Source organism: Paenibacillus cineris (genome assembly GCF_018333335.1).
Classification (GTDB): Bacteria; Bacillota; Bacilli; order Paenibacillales; family Paenibacillaceae; genus Paenibacillus_AQ; species Paenibacillus_AQ favisporus.
On the sequence record NZ_BORU01000001.1, the window covers coordinates 964,302 to 989,965 of the forward strand.

Genomic DNA, 25,664 nt, shown 5'->3' on the forward strand with positions numbered 1-25,664 from the left:
CTTTTAGCGAGGGAGGTCAAATGCTCATGGACGGATGGATCTTAAGTGAAACAGACCGCAGGTTATGGCGGACAGGTTCACCTTAGGTTCATACTGCCATGTCATTTCGCTGCGCCGGTTGTCGTATTGCTCCCGGATGGCCGTAAGCTTCTCCTCCTCGGTTTCCTTGAGGAGGTCTTCGTAATACATGTCGATCACCGCAAGCTCATCCCTAAGGCGCTCCCTTGCGGCTTCCGCCCAGCTGTAATCCTCGCCCGCCAGCTGATCCTTCATATGCTTCTCCAGCAGATTGGCCGCGCCCGCGAGCGAGAGGCTTCCCGGCTGGATATGGATATTCTCGGGCAGCCGCGGCCCGAGTTGAAGCTTCTCCAGTCGCTGGGCAAACTGTTGGTCGATCTGCCCCGTCACCAGCGAGATGCCGATGAAGTGGAGCGCTTCTTTCTTCACGTCGCAGGTCATCTCGACCTTGAAGCAGACGCCCAGCCAAGGCTCGTAGGGGGCGGAGAACAGCGTCTCCCGCTGCAAAGGGCCCGGCTGCTCAAACAGATACACGCAGGAGCCCTCCTGCCGGGCTACGGCCCAAATTTGCTGCAGCCGGCTGCTGCCGTATGTGACGTCTTCGCGGGGAATCCGCCCCGGGCCGATCCGCGGCCCTGCCGGATTCACCCCGAAATACCTCGACAGAATGCTGTCCTGCGGCTGAGGCTGCGCTGAAGGGGGCGGGGTTTTGGCCACCTGTTCGTTATATTGGTCCGGGGCAAAGACGAAGGTGTAGGAGAGAGTCTCCGGCTCCGCCCCAGTCCGTTCAATAAAGCCCCAGTAGTAGGGGCGGTTGGTCAGCTGCTTGTCCGCCTGCGGTGACAGTTTGACGGTCACGTGATAAGGGGACTTCTCGATAATGCTGCATTCGGTCGTTTCCAGATAAGTTAGCACTTGCTTCTGAACTTCCTGCGGGGACAGGCTCATCAAGCTTCCTCCTCAATGACGGTTTCCGCATCTTCGTATTCGATCTCGCGCTTGATCTGGTCAAGCGACTGCCCGAGCGAGCTGACCTTACTGCGGATTTCCTCATCCGACTCCGACTCGAGGAACAGCTTGTACAGGCTTTTCTCGAACGATTCCTTTTTCTCGAAACGCTCCAGAATGACATCCAGGCCGCCGATGACCGTCTCGAACATGTTGATTTTTTCGTGCAGCAGGTTCAGGATATGCTCCTCGATCGTTCCGGTGGTGGACAGGTTGTAGATCTTCACATCGTTCTGCTGCCCGAGCCGGTGGACGCGGCCAATCCGCTGCTCCACCCGCATCGGGTTCCATGGCAGGTCAAAATTGATCATATGGTGGCAGAACTGCAGGTTGATGCCCTCGCCGCCGGCTTCGGTGGCGATCATGACCTGGGCCCGGCCGCGGAACAGGTCCATCATCCAGTCCTTTTTGCCCCGGTTCATTCCGCCGCGGTACGGTACACAGGACAAGCCGTGCTTTTGAAAATACTGCAGCAGGTATTCCTGCGTCGCCCGGTATTCCGTAAACACGATGACCTTTTCGTTCATGTCCTTGATCAGCTCGATCGTCTTTTCGGCCTTCGTGTTCGCTTTGATGTTCCGGATTGCGTTCACCAGCTCCCACACCTCGGCGGTGAGTGGGGAGTCGTCCGGAATCTTCTTCGACAGGTTCACGAGGGTCAGGAACACCGCGTCCCGGCTGCTGCACACCTCGCGCTGCAGCGTGACAAGGGACAGCATGCTGCTTAGGTTGCCCCCGGACGCTTTGTACTGGTTCTTGACGAAAGAAGTTACACCGTCGTACAGCGCCTGCTCCTCCGGAGAGAGCTGCAGGCTGACGTTGCGCACCGTCCGTTTGGTGAACTGCACCGGGCCTTCGCCGCGCCGGTTTCGGATCATCACCTTGGCGAGCACGTCCCGGAGCTGACCCTCGTTTTTCGCCTGCCGTTTGCCGACGACGAAGTTGGCTGCAAAATCCCCCTGCCGCCCGAGCTGGCCGGGCTTCAGCAGCGTAATAAGGTTGAAGAGCTCGCTCATATCGTTTTGAACCGGCGTCGCAGTCAGCAGCAGGCAGTACTTTTTCCGCAGCTTCTGGATAAATTGATAGTTCGTCGTTTTCTTGTTCTTCAGTTTGTGCGCCTCGTCGATAATGAGCATGTCGTATTCCTGTTCCATCAGCATGTCCTTGTGGGGCTCGCGCTTGGCGGTATCCATGGAGGCGACGACGACGTCGGAATGCCAGGAATAAGCCTTTTTCTGCGCGACCGCCGGGATGCCGAATTTGCTGTTCAGCTCGCGGACCCACTGGAGCACCAGGGAGGCGGGTACCAGAATCAGCACTTTGGATACCAGCCCGCGCACCATGTATTCTTTTAAAATGAGTCCTGCTTCGATCGTCTTGCCCAGTCCGACCTCATCGGCCAGAATGGCTCTGCCGGACATCTCAAACAGCACCCTCCGCGCCGTGTCGATCTGATGGGGAAGGGGGGACAGGTCCTGCAAATGCTTCACACACTGCAGCTCGTCAAAGCTCGTCACAAGCCGCGCCTCTTCGCCCTGAACGGCCAGCTGAAACAGCCGGAAGTCACCCCAGGGGCCGCCTTTATCCAGGCGGGATTCGAGGTTATCCAGCCAGCTGCGGTCAATATTCAGGGGAACAGGAAGGTCCCCGGCCTGCGCCCCGCTACCGAGATGAGAAGTTTTCAAGCCTTGTACCTCCTTCATAGGTTCGTAATCTCGCGTAACAGTAGTATGCACGTAAACCGGAGAGTTCATAACCTCCGTATGGATGGAGGCATCCGCTGATTTTCACAATTTTTTTCAAAGGAACCGAAGCAAAAAAGTGAGATTGGCGGAGAAAAGCAAAGGTTGTCCCAGAGTGAAGAGCTTTCATGGTCTAAATTTCAGGATTAAGGCGTGGAGTAACAATATGTGGTATAGTATAATCATCAATGCACACAATATATGGTACATGACGAGCGGATTTGCGTTTTAAATGGGGATATTTCGTTTATTGAATGGAAGGAACCCGGCTACATACAGGCCTTTCCCGGAAGTGAACCGGCACTTTTAGCGCAGTCGGCAGACCGACATCATCCGCTGATCGGAACTAAGAGCCGATACGTTCGGCAGAACAGTCATGGGAGGAGAATGTAACAGTGAATCAAGTTCAGAGCAAACAGAAGCTTGAGGGGTTAAGCGAAAAAATCTTTTTGGACCGGTATGCATGGAAGGACCCGGACCCGAATCACGCCAAAGTTGGAGACGTCGTACTTGTACTGACCAAAGATGATCCGAAGTTTCCGACAAAGGAAGTCGGCGAGATCGTATCGCGCGAGGGGAAACGGGCGACGGTAAAAACACGCCGCGGCGAGCTGGTGGAGACGGACGTCGAGAAGCTGACGCTGAATATCGAGAAGACGCCTGAGGAAATGTGGGACCGGCTGGCCGGAGCCATGGCATCGGCGGAGCCGACGCCGGAGCTGCAGGCCGAGTGGAAAGAGAAGTTCCGCTATATTCTGGAAGACTGGAAGCTCGTTCCGGGCGGGCGGATTGCCGCCGGAGCGGGTGCCAGTGACGAGCTGACGCTGTTTAACTGTTACGTCATTCCTTCGCCGAAGGACAGCCGTGGCGGTATCATGGCGACGCTGTCCGAGATGACCGAAATTATGGCGCGGGGCGGCGGAGTCGGCATCAACCTGTCCTCGCTCCGTCCGCGCAGATCCGTGGTCAAGGGCGTGAACGGATCCTCGAGCGGTGCGGTATCCTGGGGCGGACTGTTCAGCTACACGACCGGCCTGATTGAGCAGGGCGGCAGCCGGCGCGGCGCGCTGATGCTCATGATCAACGATTGGCACCCGGACGTGCTCGATTTTATTACGGTCAAGCAGACGATGGGACAAGTGACGAACGCCAACCTTTCCGTCTGTGTCAGCAATGATTTCATGAAGGCGGTCAAGGAGGACCTGGACTGGGAGCTGGTATTCCCGGATACGACGGATCCGGATTACGACGAGCTGTGGGACGGCGACCTTGAGAAATGGAAGCAGGGCGGCCATGCCGTCATTCCGTACCGGACGGTGAAGGCGAGCGAAATCTGGCATACGATTATCGAATCGGCGTGGAAATCAGCCGAGCCGGGCGTCGTCTTTATGGAATACTACAACCAGATGTCCAACAGCTGGTACTTCAACCCGATCATCTGCACGAATCCGTGCGGCGAGCAGGGGCTTCCGGCATGGGGCGTCTGCAACCTGTCTGCGATGAATCTTTCCAAGTTCTATGATGAAGAGAAGCATGACGTGGCTTGGGACGAACTGGCGACGGTGACGCGCTACTCCGTGCGTTTCCTGGATAACGTTATCGACACGACGCCGTACCATTTTGAAGAAAACGAGAAAAACCAGAAGAAGGAGCGCCGGATCGGCCTCGGTTCGATGGGTCTGGCGGAGCTGATGATCAAGCTGAACATCCGGTACGGCAGTCCGGAATCACTCGAGTTCCTCGACAAGCTGTACGGTTTTATCGCCCGCGAAGCATACCTGGCATCGGCTGACATTGCGGAAGAGAAAGGCTCGTTCCTGGCGTTTGACGCGGATCCGTATTTGCAGAGCGGATTTATGAAAAATATGACCGAGGCGTTCCCGGAAGTCGGCACGGCCATCCGTGAGAAGGGCATGCGCAACGTGACCGTCATCACCCAGGCGCCGACCGGCAGCACGGGAACGATGGTCGGCACGTCGACCGGTATCGAGCCATACTTCGCGTTTAAATACTTCCGTCAGAGCCGCCTCGGCTTCGACGAACAGTTCGTACCGATCGCGCAGGACTGGCTGGACGCCCATCCGGGTGAAGAACTGCCGGATTACTTCGTGACGGCGATGGATCTGACGGCGGAAGACCATATCCGCGCCCAGGCCGCCATTCAGCGCTGGGTGGACAGTTCCATCTCGAAGACTGCGAACTGCCCGGCCGACTTCACGGTCGAAGAAACGAAGCGGCTGTATGAGCTGGCGTTCGACCTTGGCTGCAAGGGCGTGACGATCTACCGTGACGGCAGCCGGGACGTGCAGGTGCTGCAAACGGAGAAGAAGGAAGACAAGAGCGAAGCGAAGGCCGCTCCGGCTGAAGAAACAGCTGCCTCCGAGGCTGCCGTACCGGCTGCCGCAGAGCAGGCGGGTGCCCAGGTAGCCGCTGCCGTGGCAAGCAGCCAGAGCTCCGTAGTGGATAAGCAGTACAAGCGCCGGCCGCAGGTGCTGCGCGGTGCCACCTATAAGATCAACACGCCGTTCGGCATGGCGTACATTACGATCAACGACCTCGATGGCATTCCGAGCGAGATCTTCCTGAACGTAGGCAAGGCAGGCTCCGACGTGTTCGCCATGGCGGAAGCCCTGGGCCGCGTCTGCTCCCTGTTCCTCCGCTACGGCGACCATGGCCACAAGGTGGAGCTGCTGATCAAGCACCTGAAGGGCATCGGCGGGTCCGGCGCGATCGGCTTTGGCGTCAACCGCGTGGAATCGATCGCCGACGCGGTCGCCAAGGCGCTGGAAGCGCATGTGCAAAGTGGCATCGAAGATGACCATCCGGAGCCTGCGCCCGTGGCAGCTACGCTGGCACCGGAGACGGCGGACCATGGCGGCACACACTCGCACAGCCATGATGCGCCGAAGGCATCGGTGGACCTGTGCCCGTCCTGCGGGGCTGCGGCGCTGATCAATATCGAGGGCTGCAAGACTTGCGGCAACTGCGGGTACAGTAAGTGCTCGTAAGAGTGGATGTGTTGATTGGGAAATAGAGAAGAGAAAAAGAAGATAGAGAAAAAGAGAGAAAGTTAGATAGATTCCCTCTCATCGCTCGTGTATGAGTTGTAACAAAACACACATGTCCTTCGCCTGATCCTCAATGGATCAGGCGTTTTTTATTTAAGCCGGGTTACCGGGTAATAATCCCGGTGTTCTTCTAACTCGAATCGCTCTAAACCGTAGATAAAGAAACGAGGACTTGGCCCGCGAAATCGGAAGTCTCCTCGCCTTTCGGATTCCGAAGACGAAACAGGAAGGCATCGCCTGGTTCTGACTTCCACACGATATCATCGTGAATTCCTTCAGCGCCCGAGGTTTGAAGATAGAGCTCGGCAAATCCCAGCGGATGCTCGACAAGCTCTCCGCTATGATCGGATACTTCGCCGAACGAAGCCAACTCCTTTTTACCAGCTGCAAGCTGAGCTAAATCGTAATTCAGCAGGCAGCTTTTCGATATCGACATAGTACTCCGGGTTGCTGCTAAGAAACAGACGTCCTTTAGCTGCGTCAAAGGCAAACTTGCCAAATACGTATAAGGAAAAGCCTTCGCCTTGCTGCAAGTTGGCGGTGTGCGCGTGTTAAGGCGCTCTTGAAATGGAATGGAAAATTCAATCTTAAAATCGCTTCCGCAATTTATTGAAAAAAACTGTGAATATCAGAATAAACTTAGAAAATAATTATCTTAGAAAATAATCAGGATATACTTGGACTTATCCAAGGCTAAACTAATGGGAAACGATAGCTCAATAAAGACGGTTGAAGGCAGCCAACCCCAAAGCCGCTGCTTCTTTCATCGGATGACGGCGCTAAATTAAGAGAGGTACATTAAGGAGGGATTCAAATAAAAGCAGATAACTTTTTACCGGCTATCGGGTGTGCAACAACAGCTATGGGGATATTATATTTGCCCCCGATATTAGAGTTTTTTTGGGGTGTAGAATCGGCAGAATTGAGCTTAATCTGGTGCTTTATTCAAATCTTTTTGGGGATCGCGATATATTCAAAAGATTGGCATCGTATACGAAAGCCCATATTTTTTCTGAATTTCATGTATCAGTTGACTTGGGGGTTTTTAACAATCGCCCTAATGGCAAGAATTCCAGGAAGATATGTTGAATACTCACCTTACCTGTTACATCTTGTGATCGCTTTTAGTTCAGGGTGGTATTACTTTAAGCACAAAAACAAATTATCCTCGTTAAGCTAACGAAGAACCGCCAAGGCGATTTTCTTCCGATACGACTAGCGCTCATTAAGAACAACAGGGACGGATGACTCATGCAAGACAAGTTTGAGGAAATATTTGAGTATGCAAAAGAGTAACCTGAGGTCATCGCCATCTAGCAGCTTGGGGATCTGATCGCTAAGACGAGAAACCGATGGTAATAAATCAGAAAGGTGAGTTGATTTGAAGGTTTCTTTTGCATTGTTATTGGCATTATCATTGTTAGCCGGATGCACTAATAGTAAATCAGTTATAGAAGATGCTGATACATTAGAAAAAGTCGAGATTATTAAGGATCCTCCAGCAAATTATCTCAAAATAAAATTTTATAGCGATCAAATGTTCGAACGATATATTTATTTAATTCATGGCTACAGCATCGTAGATACTAATGACAAGAACTTCAAAAGGGGTGACGTTGTTTATTATAAAACTCCTCAGTTCGATCATTCATTTAATCCTAAATTAAACCCACCTGAAAATAGTATAGCGAGAATCATTGCCTTGCCAGGAGAGAAAGTTAGTATAAAGGATTACCAAATTTACATTAATGGTTCTAAGCTAGATACCTTCTATGGCAAATATCCATACCCAAGTGAATACTCAAAAGTGGATGGAGATATGAAGGGAGTGAAGGTTCCTGACGACTGCTTCTTTATTATCGGTGATAACTGGTGGCGGAGTATAGATAGCACATTATTTGGACCTATAAAAACTGAAAACCTAATTGGAAAAGTCATCGGAGTGACCAAATAAATACAAAAGTGGCCATTTCCTTACCAGGAGCCGTTAATGCTTTAGTCTTGGATTAAGTATAAGTCACTTTGCTTAGATCCCCTTATTCTTTCCAGATATTTGTTATTACATATTTGCCTAGAGGGACTTGGTCATTCCGTAGTTTAATCATAATATTCGAATCCGGTTCAACTAACCTAATACGCACAGAGATCTCAAAAGCGTGCCCTTCTTGTAAGTATTCACTTGTTGATTCCAATGGAATATATTTAATATCTGTGATCTCTTCAGATTCAAATTTCACAAACTTCTGACCTGTATATTGAACAAGTCCAGTTCTTATCTCAGATTGCAGCAAACTTATTAACGCTTGATGAGCAAGCTCTAAATCATTTTTAGACTCATCCCTATCCCCATAAACTGATTCTGTATTTGAGACAATTATCAGTAAAGAAATTGAGATAACAATCAGAACCCTCTTCATGCTGTTATCCTCCGATTCTGTATGGTTTATCAACCCAGCCAGCGTAAATAGTTTTCCCCAGAGGAATATAAATATCTCGAAAAACCCCTGTAGGGTAAAATTAAACCGGCAGCTTCAGGGTGCGCCCCCAAACTGCCGGTTAATGACGCTTTGGATTTATCTCAAAGTTTACCAAAACCGAAACTTTTACTTTTCTTTTACCGTCATAAATATGACACATACTTTTTAAAAATAATTCATGTTATAAGAAGGAGGAACCAGTTGAAAAAGCTTTTTCTCGGATTAGTAATTGGATTTAGCGGAGCAGCTATTGTTTTTAATACGTCTTCTGTTTCTGCGAAAAAAATTGAAACAAATATTTCTGCACTTTTTAATTCCATAACAATAATGGTGAATGGCAAACACGTAGATACCGATAACTTTAATTATAAAGGTGTAACTTATGTCCCTCTTCGCAGTATTAGTGAACTTTTAGGTAAAGAAGTAATTTGGAATAATGAGAATAAGACTGTGTCTATTGGAGAGCAAGTCCCGGAAGAAGATCAGAATCCTCCTCTTACAATAGGGGAATACGGAAATACTGCAAGTAACTTAGCCAACGGTGGTTTAATTGCTGGAAATGATAACTGGGTCTACGTATCTTATAAAGAAAGCCTCGCTACTCCTTCCACAAAAGATGGTCTTTATAAGATAAAACCAGATGGAACTCAGCAAATTAAAATTGCTTCTAATGTGGCGACATATTTAAACTTAGATTCAGACAATATTTATTTCGTTGATAATGGGATTTACAAACTGAATTTAAGCAATAATCAACTTCAAAAGCTATCGAGCAGTGGAACAAGATTAGTTTTAGTTGGTGATTGGCTTTATTATAATGATGAAGATAATCGTATCTATAAAATGAAGAGAGACGGATCACAGAAACATTCCGTTGTTAATGATGGAACGTTGATTAACGTAGTTAATAATGATTTATTCTTCATGCGTAAAAATGTACTCTTCAAAACAAATATTTTAAATCCACAGGAGAAGAAATTATATACTTTTTCTAGTGAAACTACACTTGAACCAATAATACAAAATGGAAAAATATACTTTCATGACCATAGAATTGTTTATTCAATGAATTTTGATGCTACTAACAGAAAAGCTATTTACCAGTCAGAAAAAAACAACATTTTCTCGTTAAATGTAGACAATAAATATATATTGTTGGACGAGGGGAATGATGGTAATCACGGACAGAAAACGATGGTCAAATTAACGTTAGATGGAAAAGTTAAAGACGAAATTGGAGAAAGTGGTCTTCGATTGTACTCTACATCTAACCACTATTATGTAACGGATATTTCCGCTGGTTATAATGAATGGTACTATATTGATGGAAATAAGCGGATCCCAATTAATATAAATTAAATTTAGTATTGCTTGAATAATTGATTGGCGTTATTTGTTGCAAAAATCGCAACAAATAACGCCTTTTCAGTGTTCAGCCAGCCTTTGTTTGCTCGAGATTGACCTTGATCGCGTTGCGGAGGGCATGGACCTGTTCACAAAATCGGTACATATGTCTCGGAAATTTATTATCTATTCAAAAGATCTTCCCACTGCTATGATTGCACTAATTTTGTCATCTGAGGATAGGGTTAATGTTACAATCCGCTGAATCGTTCTATTATGTTCGACTCCTGGTCTAGGGCATGCAAATTTGTTGTATGGTTCTCCCGAATATGTTCCATTTTCAAACCCAATTAATACATTAATGTCGTTTTTGCCTTCTGCAATATTTTCGGCAGTAGTGTTTATTGCATTAATAATTAACTTTCCATCAAAAGAAGATGAATTTCCACCAGTTTTTAAAATTTGGTAATTCTTTAATGTTATAGCATTTTGATTTCCGCTCAGGAACATGGTACAGGTCAATGTAATATCCTTACATTAGACCATATAACAAGGAGAGCTTAGATGAGCCGGAAATTAACCTTTGATTATATTATCGTAGGAACGGGTCCTGCTGGCGCCGTCATCGCCAAAACATTAAGCGATCATAAAGAAGTATCGGTTCTTGTCCTGGAGGCCGGTGGGAACAACGATAAAGACACTCCCATCAGGGACTCTACATTCGCGCTGGAATTGGAAGAACAGTTCTTTCCCCAATATTTTTGGCAGGGGGAAGGGGTTCCGCAAGAGGAGCTGGATGAACGGGCGTTTGAATGGACAACGGGACGCCTTTTTGGCGGAGGGTCATCGATTAACGGTGAGCAGTATGTACGTCCTACATCAGCCGTTTTCAGGGAATGGGAAAAGCTCTTGGGTCCGCTGTGGTCACCTAGACGGGCCATTCGCCGATTCAAAAAATTAGAGAAGTATAACGGAGAAACCGATGATCTAAACGCCCGTGGATTCAATGGACGGATCGATATTAGGCAGGCCCCGGTAAATCCCACATCTATGGCGGAAAAGCTCACGACGGCTATTGAGAGGGCTACAGGCTATCCCGAGATCCTTGATTATAACGATCCTAAAACTCCCCTGGGTCCATTTACCCGCTGGCAGTTGTATCAAAATCCAAATGGCCGAAGGGAAAGTTCCTCCACAGCCTTTCTCTCCCCGGACATCATGACGCCTTCCGGCCGCGGTGTAAACGGCAGGAAACTCAAAGTGTTCTTTAATTCAACGGCTCTGCGCGTGCTTTTTGACAAGAAACGCGCCACAGGGGTCGAATTCCTGAAAGAAGGAAGACGCATTCGTGCTTACGCCCAAAAAAAGGTCATTATATCTGCGGGCATCAATAGCGCTCAACTATTAATGCTGTCCGGAATTGGTCCAGCTGCATTACTTAAAGAAGCGGGTATCCCCGTGATTTTTAATAACCCGAACGTAGGTAAGAGGCTGAGAAATCACACGCTTAACTTTGCCGCTTTCACTACCAATCCGAACGATGCTCCCCTGCCTGCGAATGACCCGGATGCCCTTTATACAGGGGGAGCCTTTTTGCCCGATCCGTCGGGTGTAAACAGCAATCGCCGGGCGGTTCAACTGATTGGCATTGGTTCTGACAGCACGTTAACTTTAGCGGTTCTTTACTTGCGCCCCAAGAGCCGCGGCTCGATTAAGATACAGAACAAGGATCCGCTTAAAATCGTGCTTGCGGATGAAGGATTTCTCGCCAATCCGGATGACATGGAAGCGGTTAAAAATATTTTTAGAACCTATGTGAAAAATATAGCGGCAGAACTCGCATCCATCGATCCGTCGTACCAGCTTGTTTCACCGACACTGGATATAATCGAGGACGACGCTCAATTGGAGGAGTATATTAAACAGAATTTCGACCATAATCATCACCAGCAAAGCTCCCTTCGTATGGCTCCGTTAAAAAAGGGAGGGGTAGTGGATCGAACGGGCCATGTGCATGGGGTAGAGGATTTGATCGTTGCCGACGCTTCCATCATTCCATTTACGGTGGACGGTAATACATCCGCCGCTACTTTCCTTATTGGTTATACGATTGCCAGGCAATTGGTCTCACCGGATAAAAAAGGCAGAAGACAGCCATCCGAGGGCGACGAAGAGTAATGACCCCAACTTAATCATAAATAACGCCTAAGTCCCCGAGCTCGAAAGCCCGGGGACTTTTTCTATATGCTGTGCAGCCGGTACATGAAGCGCTTTGCTCCTTGTTGTTCTTCAGCCCAAAAACTTAATGGATTCTTTGGTTTTTCTGGCAAATGCAATGGGATCATCGATCGACTCCCAGTGAACGTACATCAAGCGCGGATTCTCGAATAACCAGTGATTGTGGACGGCCGTTACTTTAATCCCGTTTTTGCGGAGATTGCTCAGCAAGCGGTTGACTTGACTTTGGAAGAGAGCCGTTTCGCCTAAACAGAGCGCCTTGCCTGAACTGTTCAGAGATTCGAAGGAGAAAAGTTGATAGCGGACCAAAGGAGAAGTGGTACGTCTTCCTAAAATCGAGGCTCTAATGACCCGATTTCTGGAGACAAAACAAACCGGACCTTTTGTAATTTCGTGCTCCGTTCCACCTAAAATAGCTGAGAATTCGTTACATAGTTTTTTAAAGCGAGGACTTACTTTAACTTGCGCCATCCGAAATCATCCTCCCATGAAATGATATAATACAGCCTGCCCGTTTAACCGTGTTAGCCCAGGAATTTAATGGATTCTTTTGTTTTTCTGGCGAATGCAACCGGATTGTCAATAGACTCCCAGTGCATATACATTAAGCGAGGCTGCTCTTTCAGCCAGTGGTTATGGACTGCGGTTACTTTAATCCCGCGTTTACGGAGGTTCGACATCAACCGATTCACCTGATTTTGGTGAACGGCCGTTTCACCCAAACAAAGCGCGCGGCCCGACTTATCAAGAGATTCGAAGGAAAACATTTGCATTTGAACCAAAGGGGAACGCGTTCTTTTGCCAAGAATGGTTTCTCTTAAATTCGTCATCCGCGTAACAAAGCAAACCGGACCTGCTTCAATTTCCGATTCGCCTCCCAATATTTTTCCGAATTGGGCACAAAGTCTTTTGAACTGCGGGCTAACCTTTACTTGTTCCGCCATCATAAGTCCTCCTTTAATCAAGTTCTATGTATCCTATGATCAAGGAAGGAAGAGGTATGGACTGATAGCGTAGGGTACTAGCATAAAAAACGAACGACCGATGCTGCATCATGAACAGGCCGGCCCGTTGTCTGAACCTGCGACGCTTTTTCTTCCAGAGCAGCATGACAAATGCTTGACGGGGAGAGGCATTTTGTGATAGTTTCATCCATATCAAATGAACAGGGAGGGATAAAGCGATGACGATTTCTGAGATTGTAGATGATCAGGTGAACCTGTCTTCGGGAGCAATGCTGGGCAAGGTTCACCAAATCACAAATCGGATACCGGAGCTTTATCCTTCTATGCATAAATATCGCAGGTGACTTGTTTTTAAAATAGTCGCTTGTTTGTGTATAGCTTGGTTAATGTATCGCAAGAAAGCACCGGTATGCTGGTGCTTTTTTTGCGTTGTCTCCGTGTAAAAGGAGATCGTTAACGTTGAAGCACATCACGAAATATGAAAAAATCCGCCAGATCCTATCTATCCTGAAACAACCGGATTATAGATACAAGCAAATAACAGAAGCTATTTTCAAGCAGAACATCGGACATTTTGAAGAAATGAGCAGCTTGCCTAAAGCCGTAAGAAACGAATTCATCAAGGAGATTGGCAACCCTGTGCTGAGCATTACGCCCAAAATCGTGCAGCAATCCAAGCAAGTTAGCAAAATTCTATTTGTTATCCCTGGCGACGAACATATCGAATCCGTAAAGTTAAGTTATAAAAACGGGTGGGAATCCTACTGCATCTCATCCCAGTGCGGCTGCGGGTTTGGCTGTACCTTTTGCGCTACGGGAACGCTGGGGCTGAAGAGAAATCTCACAGCGGATGAAATCACGGACCAGCTTCTTTATTTCCACTTGAATGGCTACCCATTGGACAGTGTATCCTTTATGGGGATGGGCGAAGCCCTTGCAAATCCGTATGTGTTTGATGCCTTACATGTGCTGACCGATCCTGAGCTTTTCGGCCTGGGGCATCGGAGGATTACGGTGTCTACGATAGGCATACTGCCTGGAGTAAAGAAATTAATGAAGGATTTTCCGCAGATGAATCTAACGTTTTCTCTCCACTCCCCATTTCCGGATCAGAGAAGCGAGCTCATGCCCATCAATCATCATTTTCCGCTGGAAGAAGTGATGAAAGTGCTTGATGAGCATATTCAAACGACGAAACGAAAGGTATACATTGCTTATATCCTTTTGAGGGGAATCAACGACTCGGCTAAACACGCTGAAGCGGTTGCTGATTTACTGCGTGGAAGAGGACCATGGGAACATTTATATCACGTCAATCTCATCCCTTACAATGCCACCACGGCCACCCCGCAAAGGTATAAAGAATCGGATCAGAGCGGAATCAGCATGTTCCTTAAAATCTTAAAGACCAAAGGAGTCCATGTTACCGTCAGAACCCAGTTCGGTTCCGATATCAACGCAGGATGCGGTCAGCTGTACGGATCACAATAGCAAACATGGACGTATCTAAAAATTGAGCCAGGTTCCCTAATCTATTGATCCAGGCCATCTATGCTCCTTTTTCATCTACTAGAATGACTTCAGTTAAAAGGAGATGACGATAGATGGCTTCTACCATTCGCGTCGTAGGTATTTTTACGAACGGTGCACGGTCAAGTGCAACGGCCGAAGAACGCCAAGCCAGGTTTAATAACGATTTAACCCTCGCAAATGCAGCATGGGGAACCGGTTTTGCTCCGGGTGTAAGCTGCGGGCTTCGATTTGCTTCATTAAGAATATTCTATCATCCGGATGTCACGATCGATGCGAGTACTGTGTCTAACGTCAATGACCCAAGAGTAGCGAATCTTATTACTCAAGCGAGAACCACTCTTAATGATGCGACCGCCATATACGTTGTTTATCTAAGCGGAGACAGCTTGTCGCCGGGATCGATCGGAAACGGAGGGCCGGAATTCACCTTTTTCCGGAGCACAACGGATTATGGACTCATAGGCCGTGTTGTATTGAGTGGTAGAGCTATTGACACGTATGCATTTGCGCATGAGGCAGGCCATGTATTATTTGGACGCTTTTTGGACAACAGCAACCCCGGGAGTTTTACGATCAATGATCCTTCGAACCCTGGCAGTGCCCACAGTAATAATCCACAAAACCTGATGTATCCCATTATTCCATCAAGTGATCCAATCATTAATTCGGCTCAGTGCTCGGTTGCCAAGCAGAGTAAAGTGATCGTACAAAATGCCGCGAGTTCTTACCTGAGAAACAAGAAATTAGGGAGCGCCCGGAAGAAGAACAACCGGCCAATGGTGAAAAAGCTCAATAATACCCTGACTGCGAAAATGAGAAGAATGAAACCGGATGTAAGCCGACGCAGACGCACCGCGAAAGCCATATCAAAGGCAAGAAAGCCATGCTGTAGACCCGCCGCAAACCGTCGGCGGACTTTGAAGAAAAAATGAAGTGACTTAACCAAGTAACCGTTCCGTCTGTCCGGACTTTCTCCGATCTTCATTATGGAAGAAGGCACTCCAACCTGGAGTGCCTTCTTCGCGTGGTGCTCGTTAAGGCAAACCGAACCGAGAGTCGTGATATTCGCCCGGAACGTTTATGCATTTGCCCTAATAAGATGTTGTTAGCCTTAGCAATGTTAGAATGGAGGAGGAATTTACAAATGCCGAAAAAAAGGCCGTCATCTCAACGAAAAAAACATCTTCCAAAAAGTCGCAGCGGCATGTACATGAATTTGAAGGCAGTACCCAACTGGCCGAAGAAGGCGAAGAACGTCATAACCATCGTTTTGCCGGGGTTACGGGTCAAGCCATTCCTGTAGGGAATAGCCATGTGCATGAAATTGATCTGACAAGAACCGATTTTTTTGATCATTTTCATAATCTGAAAAAAATTAGAACCGGACCAGCGATTTCAGTAGGGAATGGGAAACACGTCCACTTTGTTACCGGCCAAACGACATTAAATGACGGTCACGTACACAAATTTAAATTCGCCACGCTAATTCAATCCCCGCTCGTTAATTGAAATCAGCATGGAAAAAAGCCGGAGTTTCCGGCTTTTTTTGCTCCATAAATGGGATACAATGCATACGTGATCTGCTCAGTATTTCTCCAAGTGGTAATAGTTGCGCGGGGATTTGCGGTATTGCCCTGGGCTCATGGCGAACATTTTTTTAAAAGTCCATTGAAAATGGGTGACGTTGTTGAACCCGACCGAATGAGCGATATCCGTAATCCGCTGGTTCGTATACAGGAGCATTTCCTTGGCCCGCCAAATGCGCTTGAAGGTAATGAACTCCACGACGGAAAAGCCTGAATTTTGCTTGAATACGCGGCTCAGATAGGATGAATTCACTCCGATAAAATCGGCGATACGGTCCAGAGTGATTTCTTCGGCATAGTACTGCGCGATGTATTCCATGGCTTTGGATACAACGGGTTTGAAATGCACATGCGACGCGTCCTCCATCTTAGAATATGGGGAATTGTCCTCATAACCTTCTTTGATCTCCAGTAAAATCCATTGCAGGAGTGACTTGATTTTTTGGCTCGAGTAACGGTTTTGATGGTCGTAATGCTCTTGCAGCTGACTGAAACCGAACTCGAGCTTCTTTTTTAAAGGTTCATTGACTCTAAGGCAATGGGAGAACCCCGGCTCGCGTTTTTCGAACAAAGACAGCAGATTGACCTCGTCCTGCAGCGGGTCGGTTTCGGCAAGCTGCCGGTTGAACATAAGTACTTTGGCTTCAAACGGTTCGTTGTTGACCAGCTGGCTTTTATGGAGCTCCTGATTGCCGATGACGAACAGGTCGCCTGGTTCAAACACATAGGTTTTGTTATCGATATAAAACTGCCCCCGTCCCGATAAGACATAGAACACCTCCAACTGCTCATGCCATTCAAAGGGCATCCGCCACTCTTCCTCGTTTAGATTCGTAAATATTTGAAATTCATCGAATCCCTGAAACGTTTTTAATGAATCGGGCAGACCATCCTTTGGGGAGATATTGTTCTTGTGCTTATCCATCTCTTCATCCTCCCCCGGTTTTATTGGTTTATATGAGATATGAGCTGCCATAGATTTTGCGAAAGGATTCGGTTTTCCGAAGCTCACCATCTTTCGAAGCGGACTGGACATGTCTCAAATAGTTCTCCTTAAACGTTTTGCCTCCGGAACCTTGACTGACATGCGAATCAGCGGCTTGTAGCTTGGCTTCCCATGTGTCAGTGACATCCACCGTATAATTAGGTTCATCCGACCAGAGGAGGTAGACCTCGCGCGGCTTCCACGGCTGAATGCCTTCTTCCAGATGCTTCGGATAATAACCGTAGCTGTCGGCCAAATAGGCGGCTTCGGCAGCGGCTAGGCCGAGTGCGCGATGGTCGGGATGGAATTCCCATTTTTTCCAGGCGTCCAAAGTGATTACCACATCGGGTTTTTCGTTCCGGATCAGGCGGAAGATGCGTTCCTTCAAGTCCGGCTGTTCGCTTAAGGTTCCGTCATCGAATCCGAGCTGGATCACTCGATTCACACCCAGAATACGGGCGGCTTCCTCCATTTCCCTTTCGCGGGTCTGGGCTAATTGTTCCGGCTTTACTGACGTATCCTGCGTTCCCCGATTCCCGTTCGTCGCGATGGCGATGGTTACCGAATGGCCTTGTTCGGCCAGTTTGGCCAGCGTGCCGCCGCAGGATACTTCGTCATCGGGATGTGCCGTGATTACAAGTACGTTCCACTTTTCCATATGAAACCCTCCAGTCATTTAGGTTTTGAATCGTTATCCCTTTAACCCGCCTAAGGTAATTCCCTCGATGAACTGCTTTTGCAGCAGAAAAAAAATAAGGATCATGGGCCATACGGCCAAGAGCATGCCTGCCATCAATACCGGATAATTTGTCGTGAACTGCCCCTGAAGGGAGGCAAGTCCGACGGCCAGCGTCATTTTGTCCATCGAATCGTTGACGACAAGCGGCCAGAGGAAGTCGTTCCACGACCATAGGGTGGAGATGATCGCCACGGAAATCAATCCTGGCTTTGCTAATGGGAGCATGATATTCCAGTAGATACGGAAGGGATTGCATCCGTCGATCCTGGCAGATTCCTCGAGTTCCGAAGGAAGCCCAAGAAAAAACTGACGAAGCAGAAAAGTGGAGTACGCGCTGAACATACCGGTTACGGTAATGGCTTTCAGGGAGTTCAGCCACCCCAAATCTTTCATTAATAAGTATTGGGGAATCAGAAAGACTTGGCCGGGAACCATCATAACCGATAAAACCAGCAAAAACAGCAGGGTTCTGCCGGGAAAATAAATTCTGGCGAAGGCATAAGCGGCCAAGGAACTGATTAATAAACCGAACAGCACCTTGACGAGCGTCGTTACAACCGTATTCCAATAAAACGTCATAAAAGGAAGCAAGTCGGCGACCTTTTGGAAATTGTCCCAATGCGGCTGGCCCGGAAGAATCGTGATCGGGATCCGGGTCACTTCATCAGGAGCTTTTAGGGAAGTAAGGAGTGACCATAATACGGGGACAACCATAAGGAACGACCCGACCATAAGCACGATATGAATGATCATAGGCTGGAATCTTCGTTTTTGTTTTTCATGCGTAGCTGTGGTCATCTTTACCGCCCCTCCTTAATCATAATGCACCCATTTTTTCTGCAGTTTGAATTGGAGCGCCGTCACGATCAGGATCATGATAAATAATAGAACGGCAATGGAAGATGCATATCCCTTATCATTTTTAATAAAAGCTTGTTGATAGAACAAGTAGACAACCGTATTGACATGATCGATGGCTACTGTGCCGACCATCATATAAATGAGATCGAATACCTGCATGGCTCCGATGAGCGAAGTAACCGATACGAAAAACAGGGTCGGCGTGATCAAAGGGAGCGTAATCCGGAAAAATTGGGACACTCGGCCCGCGCCTTCGATGGAAGCCGCTTCATAAAGCATAGGGGAAATTCCCTTAATCCCCGATATGATAATGACGGCTTGAAGACCAACTGCTCCCCATACAGCTACGCCTACGACGGAGATGAGAACGGTTCGGGAATCCGTCAGCCAGCTAACGCCGTGAATCGAAAGCAGCTTCAGGCCGGCGTTCAGCAGCCCGTAATCGCCATTTAATATCCATTTCCAAGACATGGCGATGGCAGCCGGCATCAACACGGACGGCAGGAAAAAAATCGTCCTATACACCGATATGCCGCGAACTTTGCTGCTCAGCAGAACACCCGCCAAGGTGGACAGAATGACAATCGCAGGCACATAGATGATTACGTATTGAAGCGTGTGCAGAAGGGAATGGTATACGGCCGTATCACGGATCAGCCTGGTGTAATTGCTCAGACCTGTCCAATGATAATTGCCAAAATCGCTCCATTCCGTGAAGGATAAATAAATGGTCCTCAGTACCGGCCATATGAACAACGCGCTCATGCCGAACAGAAGGGGTAATACCATGGCGTATCCCCATCCATATTCCCTCCTCTTCAGCTTTGAACGCTTGGCGTTGATAGTGGATAGTTGTTTTGCATTCATCACATGAGTTTCCCTCCGATGCAATGACGTTTATGGATTGGATGCGATGGCTTCGTTCACAGCTTTGGCATACGCTTTGGCGGCTTCTTCAGGAGTGGATTCACCTGTATAAGCACTTTTCAGGTACTCTTCTTCCAAACCGTCGAGCTTGGCATTTTGCGGTCCGCGCGGTAATGCTTTTGCAGCGTTAGCCATATCCAGCAAGTTCTGCAGGTGGAACTGGGGTACCGATTTGAGCCACAATTCCTGTCCGCCATGAAATGCAGGCAGTGCGGTTCCGTCTTCCCCTTGGATATCGGCAGATTCTTTGGAACCCAGGAAATCAAGGAATTCGATGACTTCTTTAGGATGCTTCGTATTAGCTGCACCTACATTAGCGAGCCCATGAATGACGCTTGTTCTCAACTTATCTTTAGGTAGAAGAGCAACATCGACATCGTTCTTGGTATACTCATTGGTGGCAAAATCTTTGACATTCCAAGATCCATCTATCAGCATGGCTACTTTTCCGGATTTAAACAGATCTTTGGGCGACGTATCCGTCATTTGGGCAAGCGTTGGAGAAACCTTATACTTGTGAATCAGATCGGTCTGAAGCTGGAGGCCGCGAATGCTCTCCGGAGAATCGTACAAGGATTTCTTTCCGTCATCCGTATAGAATCCACCCCCGGCTTCAAGTATTGTATTGTAATATCCTGTTTGTCCCTGGAACTGAGCGGGAAGCCCCCATATGCCATTGGCCGGATCAGTTAATTTCTGCGCGGCCAGGGCGGCCTTGTTCCAATCCCATGTTTCATCCGGATAAGGGATGCCTGCTTGATCAAATAAACTTTTGTTGTACCATAAACCGATAGCGTCCATGTCTTTGGGTACCCCGTAATGTTTGCCATCGTATGTATAGATGTCGACGAGGCCCTGAGGATAATTTCCGAAATCGAGGCTTGTGTCTTTTGCGTAGTCGTCCAGATTCAGCAGTTGATTGTTGGATGCATACTTCGGCAAACTTGCTCCGTTAATCCAAAATACATCGGGGAGGTTTCCTCCGGTAGCTGCCGTTTCCAATTTGGTCCAGTATTCATTCCATGGGGTTAACTTGATCTCAACATGGATATCCGGATGCTGTTCCTCGAATTTCGCGATAATTTTCTCCATGGCCGGCTGTTGGACTTGATCCCAAAGTCCGTATGTCAGCGTGACATTGCCGGAGGCGGACTCTGATTCATTGGACGAATCGCTGGCTGAATTTCCGGCTCCGCACCCGGAAAGAAGAAGTGTGAGCATAACCGTAAAAATGAGGATGGGTGCATAAATTTTGTTCATATCCGTTTGTCACTCCCCTATGAATTAAATAGAATAAATCCGTGTAAACCACTAGGATTTAGTGATATTTAATATCTTAGGATAATCTATCGTGATTTTCAAATGATTCCTTGCGTGAAACATTAGATATTTTTACCTTTTGCCAATTTATTTTTTTTGAAGAATATAGCATTGGAAATGGAGGGGAAGCCTCTTCAATTGGTTGTTAAGAGTGCTTGATTTCCTAAGAATAAAACCAAGACTGCCAGCTCGGCGGTCTTTTTCTATATGCGCATGAACGGTGAGGGATTATAGTTATAACTAAGCCCTATCATATAAAGATCATGCTTGAACAGGAGGGAGACGCATGGCATCCGGTACGGAGACAGGCACATACGGCTTTCGTTTCACGGCGCCTTCGCACCTGGCGCTGTGCGAATTGTTTGCGGTCGGGCGGGACGAGATCAGGCATCCGTCGTACCGATGGGACGGGGAGGAGCGGAAGGACGGTCCGCTGTTGCTGTTCCAGTATACGCTGGAGGGTGAGGGCATGTTCGAGTCGGGGACGGAGACGTACCGGATCGATCAGGGACGGGCGATCATGACCGAGATCCCGGGTGATCACCGCTACTATTTTCCGGCGGACGGGTCGCACTGGTCCTTCGTGTTTATTTTGATACGCCCATCGCTCATCCTGCCGAATTGGGAGGAAGCAAAGCTGCGGTTGGGAGAGGCTCCCTACTTGCCGCCCACAAGCCGGCCTGTCCGCGCCCTGCTGGAGATTTGGGATCAGGCGGGCCACGGCCGGATTACCGACCCTTACACGGCCTCTTCCTGTGTATACTCTTTCATTTCTGAGCTGTGCCGGTATGCGGTAGCGCCGCATGACGAGCGCCGGAACTGGCCGGAGAAAGTGCGACAGGCCGCCGAGTATATGGATGCGAATTACCGCTCGATGATCAGCCTGGACCAGCTGTCGGAACGGCTCGGGTGGTCCAAATACCATTTGCTGCGCACGTTTGCGGCCGCGGTCGGCCAGACGCCGAGCGAATATTTAAACCGGGTCCGCATTGAACAAGCGATGCGGCTGCTCCGGCAGACGGATATGAGCGTTGAACAGATTGCGGAGCAGGTCGGATATTCCGGCGGCAGTTACCTGATCAAGGTGTTCCGCAAGATGACCGGGCTGACGCCCGGGGGCTTCCGCTCCGAAGAGGGGCAGCTGACGTTCAGCCGGATGTTTTTTGAAGATTATAACGTCGACAGACGTTTTTCTGATTAGTCGGCGAATAAACCGCAATATTTTGCTGTAATAGAAGAAAGATTACTATGGAAACGTTGTTCTTCCCGGACGTAATATAGGAGGCGTAAAAGCAATTTTATGATACGAAATCAATTCGGGAGGAACGTCATGCAGCATCATTCGTTTGCACCAACACCCCCTATGGGATGGAACAGCTGGGATTGTTACGGCGCAACCGTTACGGAAGCGGAAGTTCGGGGCAATGCCGAATATATGGCGCGTCATTTAAAGGATTACGGCTGGGAATACATTGTCGTCGATATTCAGTGGTACGAGCCGGAAGCGGTCTCAGACCTGTACAGGCCCTTCGTCCGGCTGGAAACCGACGGTTACTCGCGCCTCATTCCAGCAGTGAACCGCTTTCCGTCTGCGGAGGGAGGCCAGGGCTTCAAGCCGCTGGCGGATTACGTACATAGCCTTGGACTAAAATTCGGCATCCATATCATGCGTGGCATTCCACGGCAGGCCGTACATGATAATACGCCGATCAAGGGCACGAACGTTACGGCCCGGGATATCGCCCATACCTATTCTTTCTGCGGGTGGAACACGGATATGTACGGCGTCGACGCGGGCAAGAAAGGGGCTCAGGAATACTATCATTCCTTGTTTGAGCTGTACGCCGAATGGGGCGTCGATTACGTCAAGGTGGATGACATTGCGGATTCTTGGCTGCACGGCGGGCCGCATTTGGCCGAAATTGAGCTGATCCGCAAGGCGATCGACCATGCCGGCCGGCCGATGGTGCTGAGCCTGTCGCCCGGGCCCGCACCTGTGAAGCATGCCGATTTCCTTGAAGCCCATGCCAACATGTGGCGGATGACCGACGATTTCTGGGACCGCTGGCCGCTGCTGCTTGATATGTTCGACCGCTGCGAGACGTGGCAGGGACGACCGAAGCCCGGCTGCTGGCCGGATTGCGACATGCTCCCGCTGGGCCGCATCGGCGTCCGGTGCAGCCATCCCGACCGGATGACGAACTTTACGCGTGACGAGCAGCTGACGATGATGACGCTGTGGACGATTTTCCGCTCGCCGCTCATGTTCGGCGGGGAGATGCGTGACAACGACGAGTGGACGTTATCGCTGCTGACGAACCGGGACGTGCTGGACATGCATCAGCACAGCTTCGGCGCCCGCCAGGTGAGCCGGAGCGAAGGCCGAGTGATATGGGCTGCTGAGGGTCCTCATGGCGAGCGTTACGCCGCGCTGTTCAATACCGGCGAGGAGGCTGCCGAAGTTTCCGTGTCGCTGGCTGAGCTGGGCATATCCGGCTCGGCGCATGCGCGAAATTTATGGACCGGAGAGGAGCGCAGGGAGCTGGGCGGCACATTGGATTCTGCCGTTCCGCCGCATGGAGCCGCTTTGTTCCGGCTTATACCGGAATAACAACCCTTTTGTTGATGCAGACATATCAGAGGAAGTCTATCTTTTATAGATAGGCTTCCTTTTTGTTAAGATGATCGAATTCATAAAGCTCTGTATGTTTCCTGGCTGCCCAATGTGACGATATATCAATTAGATGTTGGTATAGATCATTGTTTAAATCAGGGGAGTCATTTACAATTTTTTTAAATTTAGTGCAAGTCATATAGAGATACAATGATATCTTGAGAGAATGTATGGAGGTGTTCCGAAAAAACAGATGAGACCATTGTGATTGGAGAAATGGATGGGGTCAGAGCGTTTTTTGCTTATTATTGAAAGCGTTTTCGAATGATTGGCTGGGAGTGGATATTGTGGTTCCCCGTCAAATCTACGAATCTTTAGGGAAGGTGACACGATGCGCATACGAGAGTACAGCACGAAAGGCATATCCTTTAGGAAATTCCTCTACATACTTCCGTTCATGCTTTTGCTTGCTGTCTTTGCCTACTATCCGCTATACGGATGGGTCTATGCATTCTTCGACTACTCGCCGCCGATTCCGTTGTCCAAATCTCCGTTTGTCGGCTTACAGTGGTTTCGTTCCTTGATCGAAAACAAGGTCAAGATCGACCAGCTGCTCCAGGTCATCAAGAACACGTTCGGGATGAGTGGATTGGGGCTGCTGTTCTCCTGGCTCCCCATGATTTTTGCCATATTCCTGAACGAAATAAAGGCCGTGCGGTTCCGGAAGTTTGTGCAGACGGTAACGACCCTGCCGAATTTTATCAGCTGGGTACTGGTATATTCTTTGGCGTTTTCCATGTTTTCCAGCGAAGGCATCGTCAACGGTCTGTTGAAGCAGCTGGGACTGATCGATTCCCCGATTTTATTCCTTCAGAACTCCGATCATGTCTGGATCACCATGTGGCTGTGGACGATCTGGAAAACGTTAGGCTGGTCCGCCATCTTATACATAGCGGCGATTACGGGAATTGATGATTCCCTTTATGAGGCGGCCCATGTGGACGGGGCAACGAGAATGCAGGTGATATGGAACGTCATCCTGCCGAGCATGCTCCCGACGTATTTTGTTCTGCTGATGCTGCAGATCGCCAGCTTTCTGAATAATGGCTTGGAGCAATATTTCGTATTCCAGAATGCATTCAACAAGGAAAATATACAAGTTCTGGACCTGTATGTTTATAACTTGGCGATGGGGGGCGGCAGTTACTCCGTATCGGTCGCAATCAGCATGCTGAAGAGTTTGATTAGTGTTGTTCTTCTCTTTTCGGTAAACGGATTCTCCAAATTGTTAAGAGGAGAGAGTATCGTATGAGAAAAGCAGTTCAGGTAAGCCCGACCGACAAAATGATCACCGTAGTGATCTACGTCCTTTTTTCCCTGTTTGCTTGCGTGTGCGTCTATCCGTTCTACTCCATCATCATTAATACGATAAGCGCAAACGATATCAGTGCCCGGGGGGATGTCGTCTTTTATCCGCGGCACATCCATTTCCAGAACTATTTGGACGTTTTTAAAATACCGGGATTGGGGAATGCGGCTTTGATCTCCCTGGGCAGAACCGTGATCGGAACCCTGCTGACGGTAGGGGCCTCCGCCTTTTTGGGATTTATGTTCTCCCAAGAGGATATGTGGGGGAGAAGATTCTGGTACCGGTTCACCGTGATCACCATGTTCTTTAACGCCGGCATTATTCCGTGGTATCTCACCATGCGCTCCCTGCATTTGACCAACAATTTTTTGGCATACATTCTGCCGACGATCGTAGCCCCGTTCTTCATCATTCTGGTCAAGACCTTCGTGGAATCGACGCCAAAGGAATTGCAGCAGGCGGCAAGCATCGACGGAGCGGGAACGATGATGATCTTCTTCAGGATCATATTGCCGATAAGCAAGCCCATATTGGCGACGGTCGCGATATTCACTGCAGTGGATCAGTGGAACTCTTTTCAGGATACGCTGCTGCTCGTTACGGACAGTAAATTATACACGCTGCAATTTATTCTCTATAACTATATCAATCAGGCGAGCTCATTATCGACCATGGTTAACCTGCAAAATGCCGGTTCGACGGCCATAGCCAGTCTAGCCACAGAGCAAACCACGACTTCCATTCGCATGACCGTTACCATTATCGTCGTTGCCCCCATATTGCTCGTCTACCCGATCTTCCAGAGGTTTTTCGTCAAGGGAATTATGATCGGGGCGGTCAAAGGTTGATTTTCACTTGATATTAAAATGG

The 25,664-nt window shown here is 48.7% G+C and carries 23 protein-coding genes; 11 read left to right on the forward strand and 12 right to left on the reverse strand.

All coding sequences use genetic code 11. The annotated features are described in order from the left end of the window. Nucleotides 1-24: 24 nt before the first annotated feature. Nucleotides 25-966 carry a YqhG family protein gene (locus KI379_RS04915; protein ID WP_212982923.1) on the reverse strand — a complete coding sequence of 314 codons (942 nt, stop codon included), beginning with the start codon at nucleotides 964-966 and terminating at the stop codon, nucleotides 25-27. After that, entirely contained in the window at nucleotides 966-2,711 is a 1,746-nt protein-coding gene (locus KI379_RS04920; protein WP_373309528.1) for a DEAD/DEAH box helicase, read from the reverse strand. Before KI379_RS04920 ends, KI379_RS04915 begins: the two co-directional genes overlap by 1 nt. A 452-nt stretch (nucleotides 2,712-3,163) precedes the next feature. Between KI379_RS04920 and KI379_RS04925 the strand changes: the two genes are divergently transcribed. Further along, the gene (locus KI379_RS04925; protein ID WP_212982925.1) at nucleotides 3,164-5,776 is read left to right on the forward strand and encodes an adenosylcobalamin-dependent ribonucleoside-diphosphate reductase; all 2,613 of its coding nucleotides are present in this window, start codon (nucleotides 3,164-3,166) and stop codon (nucleotides 5,774-5,776) included. A gap of 205 nt (nucleotides 5,777-5,981) precedes the next feature. Here KI379_RS04925 and KI379_RS04930 read toward each other — a convergent pair whose 3' ends face one another. Further along, the gene (locus KI379_RS04930; protein ID WP_244879193.1) at nucleotides 5,982-6,272 is read right to left on the reverse strand and encodes a hypothetical protein; all 291 of its coding nucleotides are present in this window, start codon (nucleotides 6,270-6,272) and stop codon (nucleotides 5,982-5,984) included. A 945-nt stretch (nucleotides 6,273-7,217) separates the two neighbouring features. Between KI379_RS04930 and lepB the strand changes: the two genes are divergently transcribed. Continuing rightward, nucleotides 7,218-7,790 (forward strand): signal peptidase I, encoded by a 573-nt coding sequence (gene lepB / locus KI379_RS04935; RefSeq protein ID WP_145135663.1) that lies wholly within the window; start codon nucleotides 7,218-7,220, stop codon nucleotides 7,788-7,790. 82 nt (nucleotides 7,791-7,872) lie between these two features. On the opposite strand, the gene KI379_RS04940 is transcribed toward lepB, so the two are convergent. After that, nucleotides 7,873-8,253: a hypothetical protein gene (locus KI379_RS04940; RefSeq protein ID WP_212982926.1), complete on the reverse strand. Its 381-nt coding sequence runs from the start codon at nucleotides 8,251-8,253 to the stop codon at nucleotides 7,873-7,875. A 261-nt stretch (nucleotides 8,254-8,514) separates the two neighbouring features. Between KI379_RS04940 and KI379_RS04945 the strand changes: the two genes are divergently transcribed. After that, a complete protein-coding gene (locus KI379_RS04945) occupies nucleotides 8,515-9,672 on the forward strand; it encodes a DUF5050 domain-containing protein (protein ID WP_212982927.1) in 1,158 nt (385 codons plus the stop codon). Nucleotides 9,673-9,843: 171 nt separating this feature from the next. Here the strand turns inward: KI379_RS04945 and KI379_RS04950 are convergent, their stop codons facing one another. Then, a complete protein-coding gene (locus KI379_RS04950; RefSeq protein ID WP_212982928.1) occupies nucleotides 9,844-10,179 on the reverse strand; it encodes a hypothetical protein in 336 nt (111 codons plus the stop codon). A gap of 42 nt (nucleotides 10,180-10,221) precedes the next feature. Here KI379_RS04950 and KI379_RS04955 point away from each other — a divergent pair, with 42 nt between their 5' ends. Then, on the forward strand, nucleotides 10,222-11,835 hold the full coding sequence (locus tag KI379_RS04955) for a GMC family oxidoreductase (protein WP_212982929.1): 1,614 nt from the start codon (nucleotides 10,222-10,224) through the stop codon (nucleotides 11,833-11,835). A gap of 111 nt (nucleotides 11,836-11,946) precedes the next feature. Here the strand turns inward: KI379_RS04955 and KI379_RS04960 are convergent, their stop codons facing one another. Both KI379_RS04960 and KI379_RS04965 read right to left on the reverse strand, forming a co-directional pair. Next, nucleotides 11,947-12,366, reverse strand: a complete 420-nt coding sequence (locus KI379_RS04960; RefSeq protein WP_076169218.1) for a DUF1259 domain-containing protein — start codon at nucleotides 12,364-12,366, stop codon at nucleotides 11,947-11,949. A gap of 53 nt (nucleotides 12,367-12,419) precedes the next feature. Beyond that, nucleotides 12,420-12,839 (reverse strand): DUF1259 domain-containing protein, encoded by a 420-nt coding sequence (locus KI379_RS04965; protein WP_212984609.1) that lies wholly within the window; start codon nucleotides 12,837-12,839, stop codon nucleotides 12,420-12,422. 480 nt (nucleotides 12,840-13,319) lie between these two features. On the opposite strand from KI379_RS04965, the gene KI379_RS04970 reads away from it, so the two are divergent. From KI379_RS04970 to KI379_RS04980, 3 genes are all read left to right on the forward strand, one after another. Next, entirely contained in the window at nucleotides 13,320-14,351 is a 1,032-nt protein-coding gene (locus KI379_RS04970) for a Cfr family 23S rRNA (adenine(2503)-C(8))-methyltransferase (protein ID WP_212982930.1), read from the forward strand. Nucleotides 14,352-14,464: 113 nt separating this feature from the next. Further along, nucleotides 14,465-15,325, forward strand: a complete 861-nt coding sequence (locus KI379_RS04975; RefSeq protein WP_145135652.1) for a hypothetical protein — start codon at nucleotides 14,465-14,467, stop codon at nucleotides 15,323-15,325. Between the two features lie 193 nt (nucleotides 15,326-15,518). After that, nucleotides 15,519-15,902: a YmaF family protein gene (locus KI379_RS04980; RefSeq protein ID WP_212982931.1), complete on the forward strand. Its 384-nt coding sequence runs from the start codon at nucleotides 15,519-15,521 to the stop codon at nucleotides 15,900-15,902. 75 nt (nucleotides 15,903-15,977) lie between these two features. Here KI379_RS04980 and KI379_RS04985 read toward each other — a convergent pair whose 3' ends face one another. From KI379_RS04985 to KI379_RS05005, 5 genes are read right to left on the reverse strand one after another with little or no spacing between them, the layout of a single operon-like run. Continuing rightward, the gene (locus KI379_RS04985; RefSeq protein ID WP_212982932.1) at nucleotides 15,978-16,904 is read right to left on the reverse strand and encodes an AraC family transcriptional regulator; all 927 of its coding nucleotides are present in this window, start codon (nucleotides 16,902-16,904) and stop codon (nucleotides 15,978-15,980) included. Between the two features lie 28 nt (nucleotides 16,905-16,932). Further along, entirely contained in the window at nucleotides 16,933-17,622 is a 690-nt protein-coding gene (locus tag KI379_RS04990) for a PIG-L deacetylase family protein (RefSeq protein WP_212982933.1), read from the reverse strand. Nucleotides 17,623-17,655: 33 nt separating this feature from the next. Beyond that, nucleotides 17,656-18,501, reverse strand: a complete 846-nt coding sequence (locus KI379_RS04995) for a carbohydrate ABC transporter permease (protein ID WP_212982934.1) — start codon at nucleotides 18,499-18,501, stop codon at nucleotides 17,656-17,658. 15 nt (nucleotides 18,502-18,516) lie between these two features. After that, nucleotides 18,517-19,431 carry a carbohydrate ABC transporter permease gene (locus KI379_RS05000; RefSeq protein ID WP_212984610.1) on the reverse strand — a complete coding sequence of 305 codons (915 nt, stop codon included), beginning with the start codon at nucleotides 19,429-19,431 and terminating at the stop codon, nucleotides 18,517-18,519. 30 nt (nucleotides 19,432-19,461) lie between these two features. Further along, nucleotides 19,462-20,751: an ABC transporter substrate-binding protein gene (locus KI379_RS05005; RefSeq protein WP_244879194.1), complete on the reverse strand. Its 1,290-nt coding sequence runs from the start codon at nucleotides 20,749-20,751 to the stop codon at nucleotides 19,462-19,464. 346 nt (nucleotides 20,752-21,097) lie between these two features. On the opposite strand from KI379_RS05005, the gene KI379_RS05010 reads away from it, so the two are divergent. The 4 genes from KI379_RS05010 to KI379_RS05025 all read left to right on the forward strand — a co-directional run bounded on the left by KI379_RS05010 (nucleotide 21,098) and on the right by KI379_RS05025 (nucleotide 25,642). Next, on the forward strand, nucleotides 21,098-22,012 hold the full coding sequence (locus KI379_RS05010; RefSeq protein ID WP_212982935.1) for an AraC family transcriptional regulator: 915 nt from the start codon (nucleotides 21,098-21,100) through the stop codon (nucleotides 22,010-22,012). 129 nt (nucleotides 22,013-22,141) lie between these two features. Beyond that, complete coding sequence (locus KI379_RS05015) at nucleotides 22,142-23,422, forward strand: glycoside hydrolase family 27 protein (RefSeq protein WP_212982936.1); 1,281 nt, start codon at nucleotides 22,142-22,144, stop codon at nucleotides 23,420-23,422. Between the two features lie 394 nt (nucleotides 23,423-23,816). Continuing rightward, a complete protein-coding gene (locus KI379_RS05020; protein ID WP_212982937.1) occupies nucleotides 23,817-24,737 on the forward strand; it encodes an ABC transporter permease subunit in 921 nt (306 codons plus the stop codon). Next, the gene (locus KI379_RS05025) at nucleotides 24,734-25,642 is read left to right on the forward strand and encodes a carbohydrate ABC transporter permease (protein WP_212982938.1); all 909 of its coding nucleotides are present in this window, start codon (nucleotides 24,734-24,736) and stop codon (nucleotides 25,640-25,642) included. The genes KI379_RS05020 and KI379_RS05025 overlap by 4 nt, the downstream gene beginning before the upstream one ends. Nucleotides 25,643-25,664: the final 22 nt, after the last annotated feature.